This is a genomic window from Lentzea pudingi, from assembly GCF_014646255.1.
GTDB classification, from domain to species: domain Bacteria; phylum Actinomycetota; class Actinomycetes; order Mycobacteriales; family Pseudonocardiaceae; genus Lentzea; species Lentzea pudingi.
The window spans coordinates 73,631-87,980 of the sequence record NZ_BMNC01000013.1 but is presented as its reverse complement, the minus strand read 5'-3'; the positions used below and the strand labels follow the sequence as shown (position 1 = coordinate 87,980).

Sequence of the window (14,350 nt, the reverse complement as noted above, 5' to 3'; positions counted from 1 at the left end):
AGCGTCCGGGGAGATCGACTTCAGAGGCGGCGAAGGCCCGCGAGCACCCGTTCGAGCAACATCCCGTCCGGCCTGTCCTCGCCATAGGACGACGCCGTGCGGTGCACGTCGATCAGCCCGTGCCCGGCCATGTCGCCGAGCAGCACCTTCGTGACGCCCAGCGGCAGCCCGCGCAGGGCGGCGATCTCCGCCACCGAGCGGGGCTGCGTGCACAGGGCCAGCACGTCCTGGTGCTCCGGCCGCACGGCGGTCGACGAGAACTCGTTGACCGAGACCAGGGTCTCGATCTCCAGGTGCACGTCGGACGTGGTGCGGCCGCCGGTCCACGCGTAGGCGCGCACGATCGACGACGACTCGACGCCGGTCTCGACCGACGGCAGCGGCGGGAACGGGTCGAACGGCAGCGTGGCGTACGGGTCCGGCGTCGGCGGGGGTTCCGGCGCGCGCTTCTGCTTGGACTTCCCCCGCTTGCGGATCCGCTCGCTGTCGAAGCTGAAACCGCTGATCAGATCGCCGAAGTTGACCTGTTCGTCGGGCTCTTTCATGCGAGCTCTGCCCGCAGCTCGGGCGTGAGCAGCTGGCCCACCTGCCGCACGACCACAGTCATCTCGTACGCGATCTGCGCGACGTCGGCCGAGGCCGACGCCAGCACCGCGAGGACGGAGCCGTCGCTGATCGCGGACAACAGCATCACGCCCCGGTCCATCTGGACGACGGTGCGCACGACCGACTCGCCGGCGAAGCACTTCGACGCCGAGTCGGCGAGCGAGACGACACCCGCCACGATCGCCGCGAACTGCGGTGCGACGTGGCCGGGCAGCTTCGAGGACGAGATCAACACCAGGCCGTCCGCGGAGATCACCACGGCGTGCTCGATGCCGGGCGTGCGTTCGGCGAAGTTGGTGACCAGCCAGCCGAACTGGTCAACCTGCGTGCTCATCGACTCTCCTGGTGGTCGGGAAGGCCGCGCTGCACACCGCGCTGGAAGGCGTCGAGGAATCCTCGGGCCGACTCCGGCGTCTGACGTGCGGGTGCGGGGGGAGGTGGCGGTGCGGCGGCCGGTTTCGTCTGCTGGAACCACGAAGCTTGCTGCCGTTCGATCGCCTCCCCTCGGAAAGACTCCCAGGACTCTTCCCGTTGTGGTGCCAGTTCGGCCGGAACCAACACGATCGCGCGAGTCCCCTGCCCCTGTTTCGCGTCCAGACGTACCACGATCTGGTGGCGCGCCGCGAGCCTGCCGACGACGAAAAGTCCCATTTCCCGGAAGACCTGGACGTCCACGCCCTCCCCCGCGGCCTCCAGCCGGCGGTTCACACCGGCGAGCGCCTCGGGGTCGATGCCGATGCCGTGGTCGACGACGTCGATCTGCACGATGCCGCCCGCCTCGATCGACGCGCTGATCGCGACCTGCGTGTGCGGCGGCGAGAAAGCCGTGGCGTTGTCGAGGAGTTCGGCCAGCAACCGGACCAGGTCGCTTGCCACGTAACCGACAACCTCGGCGTTGGGCGCTGTGTGCACCATGACGCGCTGGTACTGCTCGATCTCCGCGGCCGCCGCGCGCAGCACGTCGGTGAGCGGGATCGGCTTGTGGAACCGGCGGGCCACGTCGCCGCCGGAGAGCACCATCAGGTTCTCGTTGTTGCGGCGCATGCGGGTGGCGAGGTGGTCGAGCTTGAAGAGGTTCGCGAGCTGGTCCGGGTCCTCCTCGAACTTCTCGAGCTCCTCCATCAGCTTGAGCTGGCGTTCCACGAGGCTCTGGCTGCGCCGGGAGAGGTTCACGAAGATGTTGCGCATGTTGGCGCGCATGCCCGCCTGCTCGATGACCGACTTCACGGCCTGCTGGTGCACCGCGTCGAACGCGCGCGCCACCTGGCCGAACTCCTCGGTCGTGTGCACCGGCACCGGTTCGATCTCGGTGCTGCCGCGTCCGGTCGCGACCATCTCGGGGAGTTTCTCCCAGGCCACGTCGAGCGCGGAGCGGCGCAGCGCGTTCAGCGAACGCAGCAGGTAGCGGCCGACGACGAACCCGACGGTGGCGGCCAGGATGATGCCGGCGAACAGGATCGCGGACGCGGCACCGGCGGCGTCGCTCGTCTCGTCGCGCAGGCGGTCGGCGGTGGAGCGCAGGTCGTCCTGAAGGCCCGTCACCACGCTGCCCATCGACGTGACGACGGCGTCGGTCGCCCTGGTCCAGTCCGCCGCCGCGATCGGCAGCGGCGGCTTCGGCCTGTTCGCGGCGGTGCCGGTGGCCGGTGCGTCGGAGGTCGGGTGCAGCACCGCGGCGGCCAGCATCGTGCGCTGGGCCTCGGTGTCCGGGCCGCTGAAGTTCTTGCCGTAGACCTTCATCTGGTCGGGCGTCGCGAGGGCCGCGAACTCGTCCGCGATGTAACCGAGCTTGACGTTCGACTCGACCAGCGCGCGGACCTCGGCGTTGGTGAGCTGGCCGCGGGTGAGCCCGGACAGCACGACGGCCTGCTGGTAGAGCACCTGGTCGCGGACGTGCACCACGTGGTGCAGGCCCATCGCGGTGCGCAGCAGGGCGGCGTCGCCGAACTCGCTGGCCATCACCTCGTCGACGTCGAGCAGCGAGTCGGTGAGCTCGGTGTAGATCTTGATCACCGCGGGGATGTCGTTGCTGCTGCGGTCGCGCAACACCGTCAGGTCGCCGATGCGGTTCTGGACGTCGCTGAGGCGGGCGGTCACGACCTCGCTGAGCGAGGTCTTGCCGATCTGGTCGCGCAGCACCGCGCGGGCGTCGTCGGTGCGCTTGCTCTGCTCGGAGAGGATCTCCGGGCCTGCGCCCCCGGCGACGATGCGCCGTTCCGCCTGCACGCCCTCGATCACGGGGATCAGGGCGGCGCGGACCTTCACCAGCCGCTGGAGCGCCGCGTAGGTCTCGGCGCGGTCGATCTGCGAGTTGATCTGCAACACGCCGGAGCCCACCGCGATGGTGACCGGAACGATCAACACCGCGGCGAGCTTGACCGGCAGGCGCCAGTTGCGCCAGTTCACGAGCGCGTTGAACATCAGACGAAGAGCTTGGCCGCGTTCAGGAAGAGCCGGTACAGGCCGTAGGCGAGCGGCAGGCCCACCCACAGCCAGGCACCGACCAGCAGCAACGTGCTCGATCGGTTCTCTCGGGGTGAGCTCACTTCTTCACCACGCCTTCCGCGTCTTCCTTCTCAGCCGTCTCTGCGACGTCCGCAGCCTCGGCCTCGTTCCACCTGGCGACCGTGGCCTCGTCGTCGCCCTTCGGCGAGGGGCTGTCCGTCTCGTCCGCGACCTTGGGTTCGTGGAACTTCGGGTCGACCGGGCGGATCAGCTCGTTCGCGACGAAGCCGACGACGAGCAGCGCGATCATGATGTAGAACGACGTGGCGTACAAGTCGGGTCCGACGTGGCCCGCCTTCTTGCCCGCGTCCGCGATGGCGTTGACGATCAGCGGCCCGAGCACACCCGCCACCGACCACGCGGTCAGCAGCCGGCCGTGGATCGCGCCGACCTGGTAGGTGCCGAACAGGTCACGCAGGTAAGCCGGGACGGTCGCGAAGCCCGCGCCGTAGAACGACAGGATCACCATCGCCGCGATCACGAACAGCGGCGTGCTGGTCGAGCCGACGGTCAGCAGCACCAGGTAGAGCAGCGCGCCGACGCCGAGGTAGAGGCGGTAGATGTTCTTGCGGCCCACGATGTCCGAAGTGGACGACCAGACGAACCGGCCGGCCATGTTCGCGGCGGAGAGCAGCGCGACGAAGCCGGTGGCGGCGGTCGCGGCGACGGGCGTCGAGGACTCCTTGAAGAAGTCGACCAGCATCGGCGCGGCCTTCTCCAGGATGCCGATGCCCGCGGTGACGTTGAAGCACAGCACGACCCACAGCAGCCAGAACTGCGGCGTCTTGATCGCGTTGTTCGCCGAGACGTTGTGGGAGACGGTGCCCTTCGGCTTGTCCTTGAGCAGCGCCGCTTTCTCCGCCGTGAACTCCGGGGAGGGCAGGCGGATCAGCAGCACGCCGAGGCTCATGAAGACGGCGTAGACGATGCCGTGCACGAGGAAGGCCTGACCGATGCCCGACGTGGTGGCGCCGAACGAGGACAGCATCGACGTCGACCACGGTGACGCGATCAGCGCACCGCCGCCGAAGCCCATGATCGCGATGCCGGTCGCCATGCCCGGCCGGTCGGGGAACCACTTGATCAGCGTCGAGACCGGCGAGATGTAGCCGATGCCGAGACCGATGCCGCCGACCAGGCCGTAGCCCACGACGACGACCCAGTACTGGCCTGCCCACACGCCGGCCGCCGAGATCAGCAGACCGGAGCAGAAGGCGAGCAGCGACATGAGCATCGCCCAGCGCGGACCCCTGCGTTCGACGGTCGTGCCGAGCACCGCCGCCGACAACCCGAGCATGACGATGCCGAGCTGGAAGGGCAGTGCGGACTGCGTTCCCGTGATGCCCAGGGATTTCTCCAGCGGCGTCTTGAAGACGCTCCAGGCGTAGGCCTGACCAATGGAGAGATGAATCGCCAGAGCTGCGGGCGGAACGAGCCAGCGGTTCCATCCGGGAGGCGCGACCTGACGTTCGCGCGCTAAGAACCCCACTTTATCCCCAACCGTCACCACTTAATGCGGACCGATCGATCCTAGGCCAGGTGCACACGTGCGACAACGGTCTTGACGAAGGCTTCAGGTGTTGCACACGACGCAACTCGCGACCGTCCACTTGATACAACGCCTGGGTCGAACCATTTGAGACGAATGGGGCGCCGGATTCAGTCCGGTTTCTGTCCGCCCGACGCCTCTCATTGGTCCGGTTTCGCCCGTTTCCGGGAGATCCGTCACGTTGACTGCACACGTGAGAGCGCTACAGTGGGCGCCGCACACGAGGGGCAGGGGTACATGACCAAGGCGATGAGGGCGCCTGGCGAAGCGCAGCACGAGTACCGGGAAATGCGGGGTTTCGCGTCGTTCGACGACCCCGACACTTTGTCGTACGTCGATTCCGACGGCACCCCGAACTACGAGCTGATTCGGCAGACCGACGAATTCCGCACTCTCCGTCGCCGTCTCACGACGTTCATCTTCCCGATGACCGCGCTTTTCCTGTCGTCGTACCTGACCTTCGTACTGCTGTCCGCGTACGCGAAAGACTTCGTCAGCACCAAGGTGATCGGTGTGATCAACCTCGGGATCCTGCTGGGCCTCGGACAGTTCGTGACTTCGATCATCATCACGCTCGGTTATGCCCGTTACGCAAAGCGACGGCTGGACCCGCAGCGGAAATTGCTCGCCGAGAAGACAGGCGTCGAGGAGTAGGTCATGCCCACCACCGGCAACCCGGTGCTGAACCTCAGCGTCTTCGCGGTGTTCGTCCTGATCACCCTTTACATCGTCTACCGCTTCAGCAGCCGGAATGTGACGGCGTCGGACTACTACGCCGCCGGCAGCTCGTTCACCGGCGCCCAGAACGGCGTGGCGCTGTCCGGTGACTTCCTGTCCGCCGCGTCGTTCCTCGGCATCTCCGGCGGCATCGCGGCCCACGGCTACGACGGGTTCCTCTACTCCGTCGGCTGGGTCGTCGCGTGGCTCGTCGGTCTGCTGCTGATCGCGGAGGGCCTGCGCAACACCGGCCGCTTCACCGTCGGCGACGTGCTGGCGTTCCGGATGAAGCAGCGCCCGGTCCGCGCGGCCGCGGCGAACGCGACGCTGGTGATCTCGTTCTTCTACATGATCGCGCAGATGGCGGGCGCCGGCGGCCTGATCGCGTTGCTGCTCAACGTGACCTCGAAGTGGGGCCAGGCGGTCCTGATCGCGCTGGTGGGCATGGTCATGGTGCTCTACGTGCTGCTCGGCGGCATGAAGGGCACGACCTGGGTGCAGATCATCAAGGCCGTCCTGTTGCTGCTCTGCGTGACGCTGATGAGCGTCTTCCTTCTGGGCAAGTTCGGGTTCAGCCTGTCGGCGATCATGCAGCAGGCCACCGAGAACAACGATCTCGGCGAGGCCGTGCTGGACCCCGGCGCGAAGTACGGCTTCAGCGCGATGTCCAAACTGGACTTCGTCTCGCTGGCGCTGTCGCTGGTGCTGGGCATCGCGTCCCTGCCGCACGTGCTGATGCGCTTCTACACCGTGCCGAACGCCACCGAGGCGCGCCGTTCGGTCGTGTGGGCGACCTGGACGATGGTCATCTTCTACCTGTGCACGCTGGTGATCGGCTTCGGCGCGATGGCACTGGTCGGCACGGACAAGATCGCCGCGGCACCGGGTGGCGAGAACTCCGCCGCGCCGCTGCTCGCGTTCGAGATCGGTGGCGCGGTGCTGCTCGGCGTCGTGTCCGCGGTCGCGTTCGCCACGATCCTCGCGGTCGTCGCCGGTCTGACGCTGGCGGCCTCCGCCTCGTTCGCCCACGACGTCTACGCGAACGTCATCAAGCGCGGCAACGCCGAACCACGCCGCGAGATCCGCGTCGCGCGGCTGACCGCCGTCGTCGTCGGCATCCTGTCGATCATCGGCGGCATCGCGGCGAACGGGCAGAACGTCGCGTTCCTCGTGTCGCTGGCACTGGCGCTGGCCGCCTCGGCGAACCTGTCGACGATCCTCTACACGATCTTCTGGCGGCGCTTCAACACCACCGGCACGCTGTGGAGCATCTACGGCGGTCTGGGCTCGTGCCTGGTGCTGATCATCTTCTCGCCAGTGATGTCGGGCGCGAAGACGTCGATCTTCCCGGACGTCGACTTCGCCTGGTTCCCGCTCGGCAACCCCGGCCTGGTGTCGATCCCGTTCTCGTTCCTGTGCGGGTTCCTCGCGACGATCTTCTCCAAGCGCGAGCCGGAGATGGCGGCCAAGGCGGCGGAGATGGAAGTCCGCGCGATCTCGGGTATCGGCGCCCGCACCTAGTTTTCCGGGATGATCCCGGACTCGTGGGCGATGATGGCGGCCTGCACGCGGTTGCGCACGCCCAGCTGCCGGAAGATCGTGCTGACGTAGACCTTGATCGTGCCCTCCACGACGTGGAGGCGGGCCGCGATCTCCGCGTTCGCCAGGCCGGCGCCGACCAGGCCGAGCACCTCGCGTTCGCGTGCGGTCAGCACCTCGATCCGTTGTGTCGCAAGGGGTCTCGGGTGGGTGCGGGACATCTGGTCCACGACCCTCTTCGCCACCATCGGGGACAGGAACGCGCCACCGTTCGCCACCGCGCGGACGCCCGAGATGATCTCCTGCGGGTCGCCGGTCTTCAGCACGAACCCGGCCGCGCCCTCCCCCAGCGCCCGGCTGATGTACGCGTCGTCCGCGAACGTCGTCAGCACGAGCGTTTTCGTGCCCGGATGGCACTCGCGGATCACCTTGGCCGCGTCCAGGCCGTCGAACACGGGCATGCGGATGTCGAGCACGGCGACGTCGGGGCGGTGCCGTGCGACGAGGTCGATCGCCGCGCTGCCGTTCTCCGCCTCGGCGACCACCTCGATGTCCCCGGCCGTCGCCAGGACGGCCTTCACGCCGAACCTGACCACCGGTTCGTCGTCCGCGAGCACGACCCTGATCAACCGGTCCCCCTGGCGAGCCACTGCTTGTGCACGAGCCGATCATCCCGGAAGCACAGCTGGTGCAGGTCGTGGCGGTTGCCGTCGAACGGGTTGGGGTGCGTGCTGTAGTAGCGGCACTCGGTGCGCGGCGGCGCGGTGACGCCGAGGGGGTTGTCGACGCGTGTGCGCCACGGCAGGTCGAGATCGTCCTCGTTCTGCCCGAACTGTGCCCGTTCGAACTGCTGCGGCGTGAGAACGGACGTCACGGCGTCGAACACCATGTAACCCGGCACGCCGATCGCGATCCCCGCGCACACGACCGAGGTGATCAGCACGGTTCGGCGAGCACTCTTGCGGAGTTCTTTTTCCGTGCGTTCGCGGCGCACGTGCGTGGGTGTCGTGCGGGCACGCGGGCGTTCCGGGAGCTTCGCCCTCACCTCGAACCCGCCGTCGTCCGAAGGCGCCGCCTCGAACCAGCCGCCGACGAGCGCGACGCGTTCGGCGAGGCCCACCAGGCCCTTGCCGCTGCCGACGGCCTGAGTCCTCGGCGCCGGGCCGTTGGTGATGCGGAGCTCGAGGTTCGCGGTGAGGCTCACGGTGACCTTCGCTCCGGGTGCGTGCTTGATCACGTTCGTCAGCGCCTCGGCGGTCACCCGGTGCACCGTGCGCGCGATGATGCCGTCGATCGCGGTCCTGCGGCCGTTGACGAGGTCGACGTCGAGTCCGCTCCTGGCCACGACCTCCTCGATCGTCGCGACGGGTTCGTCCTCGTCGGCGCGGAGCACCTGCATGACGTCGGCGAGCCGTTCCGCTGCGGCGGTGACGCTGGCGCGGGCCGTTTTGGCTGCCTCGCGTTGTTCCGGGGTGAGCGTCGGCTCCAGTTCCAGCGCACCGGTCAGCAGTGCGGCCCGGGCCAGCTCGTGACCGACGAGGTCGTGCATCTCGCCCGCGAGCCGCGCACGTTCGGCGTCGCGGGCGTTCTCGACGCTGCGCTCCAGCAGTGCCGCGTGGTCCCAGCCGACTTCGCGCAGCTCCGCGAACCGCCGCCGGAACCGCCCGAAGGCCCAGGGCACGACCCCGAGCACGCCGACGCCGGAGGTGACGGCGAGCGCGGTGTCCGAGCCGCCGCGTTCAGTCAGCGCCACGACGACGCCGGCGATCTCCGCGACGGTCAGGGCGATGGCGGTGGGCCGCGGGTCCTCGGCGTTGCGTCCGGCGAGGAAGCTGACCAGTGCCAGTGCGGGAGCGAGCGCCACCACCCTCACGTCGAACTCGACGGTGACGAGGTAGCAGACGAGCCAGGCCCCCAGCGCGGTGCCCAGAGCGACCGCGGGCCGCTTGCGCACGACGGCGAAAGCCGCGCCGAACAGGACCAGGTAGAGCAGAACCTCCCACACGGCAACCATCATCGCAGTCGCTGCATCACCACGGTCGGCGCGTCCATCTCCGCGCGCTCCGGCTTCTTCTTCCGCAGCAACAACGCGATCCCCCACGACACCAACGCTCCGAGCGCCAGCCCGGCCATGACGTCGTGTACATAGTGGACACCCACGACCACCCGCGACGACGCCGCCGCGATGGCGCACACCGCCGCGATCCAGCCATAAGTGCGGTGCAGTGCCCAGATCGCCATCGCGGACGCCCCCGCGATCACCGAGTGGTTGCTGGGGAACGACCAGTCACCGTGCGGCGGGCACTCCGCGATCGACGGTGCCGTGCGGCAGGGCCGTTCCTCCCGCACGACCAGCTTGACGACCTCGCTGATCGCATAAGCCACCACCACACCGGCTCCGGCGAGGAACGCCCGCAGCCTGTGCTTGAACCACAACAGAAGGAACATCAGCGCGAACACACCGAGCACCGCGTCGGTGCCCACAGTCAGCCAGGTCACCCAGCCGAACCTACGAAGCTCCCGGCGCGGGCGCCCCTGCCGTTCGGAACCGATCACCCCTGTCTTTCGACAGGGAAGGCTCAGCGGGTCGCGCTCGCCATGCTCAGGACCAGGTCGTAGTAACCCTCGGGGTTGTCCGCGCCGGACCGGCCGTCGATCAGCTCGCGCACGACGTCGCAGTGGCCGGCGTGCTGCGCGGTCTCCGCCGTGACGCGGACGAGCAGGTGCCCGAACGTGGTGTGCCGCTTGTGCTCCGGCCACCACTCGACCTCGGCGGGCGCGTCGAGGGGCAGCGCGGCGATCGACTCGTCGGAGTGCTGCCAGGCCGCGCGGTACAGGTCGACGAGGTACTCGCGGCTCTCGGTGGGCTTGGCCCACATGTCGCCGTTCTCCCAGATGGACTTGTCCTCGACCCACGGCAGTGTGAACGACGCCGGACGGCCCGCGCTCGCGCCGAGGTAACCGAGCTCGATGCCGACCAGGTGCTTCACCAGGCCGAGCAGGTTGGTGCCGCTGGGCAGGAGCGGGCGCCTGACGTCGAACTCGCTCAGTCCGTCCAAAGAGGACAGAACTGAGTCGCGCGACTCCTGCAGATAGCGCTGGAGGTCTTCCGCAATCATGCTTCGCACACTAACGCCGTCGGGCGACGACGTCCTTCGGTTTCGCCACCTTCTCCTGAGGCGGCCGCAGCACGTCCGGCGCGGTGCCCCACTGGCTGTAGACGACCGTGCGGCGCTCCAGCTGCTTCCCGAACGACGGCGCGGTCTGCTCGATCCGCACCGGCCGGTTCTCGTCGTCCACCTCGACGACCAGCCGCACGTCGCCCTTGGTGTAGCCACCGGAGTACGGCACACCTCCCGCGCTGAACACGTACCGGTCGTCCTCGTGTTCGACCAGACGGATCGTGTCGCGGTCGAGATCACCGAAGAGGTTGCCGGGGTGGTAGTCCTGGGTCGCCATCGACAGGTCTCTCGCGTACGGCCCCACCCAGGGGGCGTCGTTCAGACCCATGCTGGTGAACTCCTTGCCGGGCGGCAGGGTGAGGCCGCTGTGGCTCAGGTAGTCGTCGTCACCCACCACCAGCCGGCGGTAGTCGGCGGTGCCTTCCCCGGCCTCGCGGTGCGCGGTCACGTCCTCCTGCGTCGTCGCGCCGCCGCTGCCGACGTGGAGCACGCCCGCGTACGTCTGGCTGCGGGGGTCCTTGCCCTCGATCTGGATCCGCACGTCGAAGCGCACCGACTCGAACCGCTGGGAGGTCCACCCCTTGACCAGCGCCACGGGGTCAGCGGGTGCCGCCGAGCACGCGGACAGCACCAGCAGCAAGGTCAGGGCGAGACGCATCCCACGAGTCTGGCAAAGCACGCCGGTCGTGAGGGTCGGAATGAGAGGGTCGGGGGCGTGCAGAGACTGATCATCGCCGCCCTGCTCGGCGCCTCCCTGGTGACCACCTCCGTGCCCGCCTCGGCCGGCACCACCCATCGCGTCGATGCCGCCGCGGGCTGGCTCGCGAGACAGATGGCCGACGGCGAGCGACTGGAGACCGAGTTCGGTGGCGTCAAGTACCCGGACCAGGGCCTGACCATCGACGCGATCTTCGCCTTCGCGGCCGCGAAGAACGCCGACGACTACGCGGACCGCGCCATCGCGTGGCTCGCCGAGCCCGAGGTCTCCAGCGCCTACCTCGGCACGGACGGCGAGTCGTACGCGGGGGCGCACGCCAAGCTGGCCGTGGCCGCACGGGTGAAGGGCAAGAACCCGCGCGCGTTCGCCGGCACCGACCTGATCGCCGGCCTCGAGGCGTTGCAGGCACCGTCCGGCCGGTTCTCCGACCGTTCCGCGTTCGGCGACTTCTCCAACGCCTTCACCCAGTCCTACGCCCTGTTCGCCCTGGGCCGCGACTCGAAGGGCGCGGGGTACCTGGCCGCGACGCAGTGCGCGGACGGCGGCTTCCCCGTGACGTTCGAGGCCTCGCCGTGCGTCAGCGACGTGGACGTCACCGCGATCGTCGTCCAGGCGCTGCGTGCGCAGGGCAGGCCCGTCGGCCGCGCGGTCACGTGGCTCGAGTCGAAGCAGCAGGCCGACGGCGGGTTCCCGAGCGCGCAGGGCGGGTCGAACGCCAACAGCACGGGCCTCGTCGCGCAGGTCGTGAAGGGCTCCTCCGCCGTCAAGGCGCGCAAGTACCTGAAGTCGCTGCAGGTCGGTTGCTCCGGCGTGGAGAAGGGCGCGATCGCGTTCGACGCGTCCGGCTTCGACAAGGGCACCGCTCCCCGTGCGACGGCGCAGGCCGTGCTCGGGCTGACGGGCGCGAACCTCGTGACGCTGCGCAGCGGCGGTCCGGACGGAGCCCCTCAACCGCACTGCTGACGTTTGCGCGTCCGGTTCGCCGGAAACCACGAGGGCATGACAGATCACCAGTTCACCACGCCCGGAGGTGGCGGCGAGCTCGTCGACGACGAGCCGGACGCGGTCGCGTTGCAGTTCGAGGGCGAGCACGTCACCGCCGCCGAGGAGACCGCGATGCACATCGAGGAGACCGAGGAGGGCGGCGGCCGCGTGGACCGTCCCGGCGACGGTTATCTCGACGACGAGTGACACTTTCGTGTGTTCACGCTCGGTGAGCACAGGTCAGACGCGAATCGCTCGAATGTCGCTCAAGTTTCGCTAGAGCGGCCGTTCGTCTAGGACACAAGCTGACCTCAAGTGGTCCTAGAGTCCTTCATGTCGGGACAAACGAGCGAAGGACAGAAGCGATGACCACCACCGAGATCCTCACCGGCGAGCGCGCGGACCTCCTCGAGACGTTGAAGCAGCACCGCTGGTTCCTGACGTTCACCGCGCAGGGCCTGACCGACGAGCAGGCAGCGTCGAGCCCGACGGCCAGCGCGCTGTGCATCGGCGGCCTCATCAAGCACGTCGGCACGGTGGAGCGGAGCTGGGTGCGGTTCATCGAGCACGGCACCTCGGCCATGGACACCGACCCGGAGTCCGAGGACTACGAGAACCACGCGAGCACGTTCCGGATGGAGCCGGGCGAGACGCTGGCGAGCATCATCGCCGAGTACAACGAGATCGCGGCCTACACCGACAAGCTGGTCGAGACGGTCGACATGGACCTCTCGCACCCGCTGCCGGCCGCCCCGTGGTTCCCCGAGGGCAAGACGTGGTCGGCGCGGCGGGTGTTCGTGCACATCGTCGCGGAGACCTCGCAGCACGCGGGCCACGCGGACATCATCCGCGAGACGATCGACGGTCAGAAGACGATGGGCTGAGGCCCCTCGATCAGACCTTCGGCGGGCTGAAGGCCGAGAGGAACTGGTCCCGGAAGTCGCTCATCCGCGACACCGGGGCCGCGCCTCCCGGCTTGATCCCGTCGTCCCACTTCCAGTCCGCGACCTCGGCCATCACGGCCGGGTCCTTGGCGACGACGGTGATCGGCACGTCCCGGGAGGCTCCCTCGCCGGTCACCATCTGCGCCGGCTGGTGGTCGCCGAGGAACACCATCACCAGGTTCTCGTCGCCGTACTTCTCCAAGTACGACACCACGGACTCCAGCGAGTACGAGATCGAGTGCGCGTAGTCGGCGCGCACGGCCGCCGGGTCGCGGCCGAAGATCGACTCCGGCGGGTCGTTCGAGGCGGGCATGGTCGAGTAGATCGAGCCGTCGCCCAACTCCTCCCACTCCACGGAGTCCGGGGTCGGTGACCACGGCGCGTGCGAGGACACCATCGGGATCGCCGCCATCACCGGGCCATGGGCCTTCGAGCGCTCGTTGCGTTGGAACGACTCCAACGTGAACTGGTCGGGCGTTGTCGCGTAACCGAAGCGCGGACCCTTGTAGCCGAGGTCCTGGGCGGCGTAGATCTTGTCGTAGTGGAAGAAGTCGCCTTCCGGCCACGCCTGCGTGATGCCGGGGACGACGCCGACCGAGCGCCACGACGACTCGCGGAACGCGCGCGGCAGCGTCAGCCGGTCGGAGGCCACGAGGTTGCGGTAGCGCTGCTGGTTGTCGATCCACAGACCCGACAGCAGCGTCGCCTGCGCCATCCAGCTGCCGCCGCCGGCGGTCGGCGAGGTCAGGTAGGCGGACTTCGCGCTGTACCCGGCCGCCTTCAGCCGGTCGTCGCCCTGCGCCAGCTTCGCCGCCACGTCCGGCATGTCGAGGGCCGACTTGCCGTAGCTCTCCACGAACGTGAAGACGACGTCCTTGCCCTGCAACGAGGACAGCAGTCCGGGGTGGCCGCGGAACGCGTCGACCGAGGCCTCCGCCGCGAACACCTCCTTGTCGTTCAGACCGGCCTGCACGCGCCGCGCGTGGTCGACGAGTGACGTGGCGGCGGCGTCGGAGTAGACCGGAACGCCAGGAACGGCAAGGGAAACGCACACCACGACCGCGGCGGCCACCGCGCGGATCGCGACGGGACGCCGTCCGGCGGCGACAGAACCGAGGCGCTGCACGGAGATCGCCGCCAGGAACACGATCCCGGCGACCAGCACGACGGTCAGGGCCACGGCGAGCACCGAGGCGAACCGGCCGAACGTCACGTCCACGAAGTCGATGGCGGGCACCAGCAGCGGCCAGTCCAGCACGAGGTCGAACGGCCGGTACAGCACCATGTCGAAGCCGATGTCCATGATCTTCACGACCGTGAACAGCCCCAGCGCGACACCGCCGGCGATGGCGGCGGGCCTGCGGACCCGGTCCGGCAGGAGCACCAGCACGAGAACGCCGACGAGGCCTTCGAGCGGCACCCGCAGGAACGCCTCGAAGGAGAACTTCTCCAGGTCGTTCGGTGCGATGAGCACGAACAACACGAACAGCCCCGCCAGGGCCGTGACCGTCCGCCGCAACAACATCCTCACCGAGTTTCCCCTTTCCTGATCCCATGAGGTAAACGCGGCGCGGCACGCGACCGGTTCAACTGCTCTACGATCGGA

At 68.7% G+C, this 14,350-nt stretch carries 15 protein-coding genes and 1 pseudogene; 5 read left to right on the top strand and 11 right to left on the bottom strand.

Annotation, left to right across the window (positions count from 1 at the left end; translation table 11 throughout):
* Nucleotides 1-20 precede the first annotated feature (20 nt).
* The 5 genes and pseudogenes from IEY88_RS32985 to IEY88_RS32970 form a co-directional block, all read right to left on the bottom strand.
* Nucleotides 21-545 (bottom strand): DUF742 domain-containing protein, encoded by a 525-nt coding sequence (locus IEY88_RS32985; RefSeq protein ID WP_189158822.1) that lies wholly within the window; start codon nt 543-545, stop codon nt 21-23.
* Entirely contained in the window at nt 542-940 is a 399-nt protein-coding gene (locus tag IEY88_RS32980) for a roadblock/LC7 domain-containing protein (RefSeq protein WP_189158821.1), read from the bottom strand. The genes IEY88_RS32985 and IEY88_RS32980 overlap by 4 nt, the downstream gene beginning before the upstream one ends.
* The gene (locus tag IEY88_RS32975) at nt 937-3,027 is read right to left on the bottom strand and encodes a sensor histidine kinase (RefSeq protein WP_189158820.1); all 2,091 of its coding nucleotides are present in this window, start codon (nt 3,025-3,027) and stop codon (nt 937-939) included. Before IEY88_RS32975 ends, IEY88_RS32980 begins: the two co-directional genes overlap by 4 nt.
* Nucleotides 3,027-3,152: an MFS transporter small subunit gene (locus IEY88_RS45175; RefSeq protein WP_256239446.1), complete on the bottom strand. Its 126-nt coding sequence runs from the start codon at nt 3,150-3,152 to the stop codon at nt 3,027-3,029. The genes IEY88_RS32975 and IEY88_RS45175 overlap by 1 nt, the downstream gene beginning before the upstream one ends.
* A gap of 134 nt (nt 3,153-3,286) precedes the next feature.
* Nucleotides 3,287-4,600, bottom strand: a pseudogene (locus tag IEY88_RS32970) (OFA family MFS transporter); the annotation flags it as partial.
* Between the two features lie 297 nt (nt 4,601-4,897).
* Between IEY88_RS32970 and IEY88_RS32965 the strand changes: the two are divergent.
* Nucleotides 4,898-5,314, top strand: coding sequence for a DUF485 domain-containing protein (locus tag IEY88_RS32965; RefSeq protein WP_189158818.1), 417 nt, complete (start codon nt 4,898-4,900; stop codon nt 5,312-5,314).
* A gap of 3 nt (nt 5,315-5,317) precedes the next feature.
* Nucleotides 5,318-6,898, top strand: coding sequence for a monocarboxylic acid transporter (locus tag IEY88_RS32960; protein WP_189158817.1), 1,581 nt, complete (start codon nt 5,318-5,320; stop codon nt 6,896-6,898).
* Here IEY88_RS32960 and IEY88_RS32955 read toward each other — a convergent pair.
* The 5 genes from IEY88_RS32955 to IEY88_RS32935 all read right to left on the bottom strand — a co-directional run bounded on the left by IEY88_RS32955 (nt 6,895) and on the right by IEY88_RS32935 (nt 10,756).
* A complete protein-coding gene (locus IEY88_RS32955; RefSeq protein WP_189158816.1) occupies nt 6,895-7,545 on the bottom strand; it encodes a response regulator in 651 nt (216 codons plus the stop codon). The genes IEY88_RS32960 and IEY88_RS32955 overlap by 4 nt on opposite strands.
* Entirely contained in the window at nt 7,542-8,921 is a 1,380-nt protein-coding gene (locus tag IEY88_RS32950; protein ID WP_189158815.1) for a sensor histidine kinase, read from the bottom strand. Before IEY88_RS32950 ends, IEY88_RS32955 begins: the two co-directional genes overlap by 4 nt.
* Before the next feature lie 8 nt (nt 8,922-8,929).
* On the bottom strand, nt 8,930-9,415 hold the full coding sequence (locus IEY88_RS32945) for a phosphatase PAP2 family protein (RefSeq protein ID WP_189158814.1): 486 nt from the start codon (nt 9,413-9,415) through the stop codon (nt 8,930-8,932).
* Nucleotides 9,416-9,495: 80 nt separating this feature from the next.
* Nucleotides 9,496-10,035 (bottom strand): DinB family protein, encoded by a 540-nt coding sequence (locus IEY88_RS32940; RefSeq protein ID WP_189158813.1) that lies wholly within the window; start codon nt 10,033-10,035, stop codon nt 9,496-9,498.
* 10 nt (nt 10,036-10,045) lie between these two features.
* Nucleotides 10,046-10,756: a hypothetical protein gene (locus IEY88_RS32935; protein WP_189158812.1), complete on the bottom strand. Its 711-nt coding sequence runs from the start codon at nt 10,754-10,756 to the stop codon at nt 10,046-10,048.
* Between the two features lie 57 nt (nt 10,757-10,813).
* Between IEY88_RS32935 and IEY88_RS32930 the strand changes: the two genes are divergently transcribed.
* The 3 genes from IEY88_RS32930 (at nt 10,814) to IEY88_RS32920 (ending at nt 12,684) form a co-directional block, all read left to right on the top strand.
* Nucleotides 10,814-11,779: a prenyltransferase/squalene oxidase repeat-containing protein gene (locus IEY88_RS32930; protein WP_189158811.1), complete on the top strand. Its 966-nt coding sequence runs from the start codon at nt 10,814-10,816 to the stop codon at nt 11,777-11,779.
* 36 nt (nt 11,780-11,815) lie between these two features.
* Nucleotides 11,816-12,007: a hypothetical protein gene (locus IEY88_RS32925; protein WP_189158810.1), complete on the top strand. Its 192-nt coding sequence runs from the start codon at nt 11,816-11,818 to the stop codon at nt 12,005-12,007.
* A gap of 158 nt (nt 12,008-12,165) precedes the next feature.
* Nucleotides 12,166-12,684 carry a DinB family protein gene (locus IEY88_RS32920; protein ID WP_189158809.1) on the top strand — a complete coding sequence of 173 codons (519 nt, stop codon included), beginning with the start codon at nt 12,166-12,168 and terminating at the stop codon, nt 12,682-12,684.
* Nucleotides 12,685-12,694: 10 nt separating this feature from the next.
* Here IEY88_RS32920 and IEY88_RS32915 read toward each other — a convergent pair whose 3' ends face one another.
* Nucleotides 12,695-14,269, bottom strand: coding sequence for a sulfatase-like hydrolase/transferase (locus IEY88_RS32915; RefSeq protein WP_229694020.1), 1,575 nt, complete (start codon nt 14,267-14,269; stop codon nt 12,695-12,697).
* Between the last annotated feature and the right edge of the window lie 81 nt (nt 14,270-14,350).

What these genes read in the sequence shown, in the direction of transcription:
- IEY88_RS32920 (WP_189158809.1), top strand. Translation starts at nt 12,166, where the DNA reads ATGACCACCACCGAGATCCTCACCGGCGAGCGCGCGGACCTCCTCGAG.
- IEY88_RS32960 (WP_189158817.1), top strand. Translation starts at nt 5,318, where the DNA reads ATGCCCACCACCGGCAACCCGGTGCTGAACCTCAGCGTCTTCGCGGTG.
- IEY88_RS32935 (WP_189158812.1), bottom strand. Translation starts at nt 10,756, where the DNA reads ATGCGTCTCGCCCTGACCTTGCTGCTGGTGCTGTCCGCGTGCTCGGCG.
- IEY88_RS32980 (WP_189158821.1), bottom strand. Translation starts at nt 940, where the DNA reads ATGAGCACGCAGGTTGACCAGTTCGGCTGGCTGGTCACCAACTTCGCC.
- IEY88_RS32975 (WP_189158820.1), bottom strand. Translation starts at nt 3,027, where the DNA reads ATGTTCAACGCGCTCGTGAACTGGCGCAACTGGCGCCTGCCGGTCAAG.
- IEY88_RS32965 (WP_189158818.1), top strand. Translation starts at nt 4,898, where the DNA reads ATGACCAAGGCGATGAGGGCGCCTGGCGAAGCGCAGCACGAGTACCGG.
- IEY88_RS32940 (WP_189158813.1), bottom strand. Translation starts at nt 10,035, where the DNA reads ATGATTGCGGAAGACCTCCAGCGCTATCTGCAGGAGTCGCGCGACTCA.
- IEY88_RS32915 (WP_229694020.1), bottom strand. Translation starts at nt 14,269, where the DNA reads ATGTTGTTGCGGCGGACGGTCACGGCCCTGGCGGGGCTGTTCGTGTTG.
- IEY88_RS32985 (WP_189158822.1), bottom strand. Translation starts at nt 545, where the DNA reads ATGAAAGAGCCCGACGAACAGGTCAACTTCGGCGATCTGATCAGCGGT.
- IEY88_RS32925 (WP_189158810.1), top strand. Translation starts at nt 11,816, where the DNA reads ATGACAGATCACCAGTTCACCACGCCCGGAGGTGGCGGCGAGCTCGTC.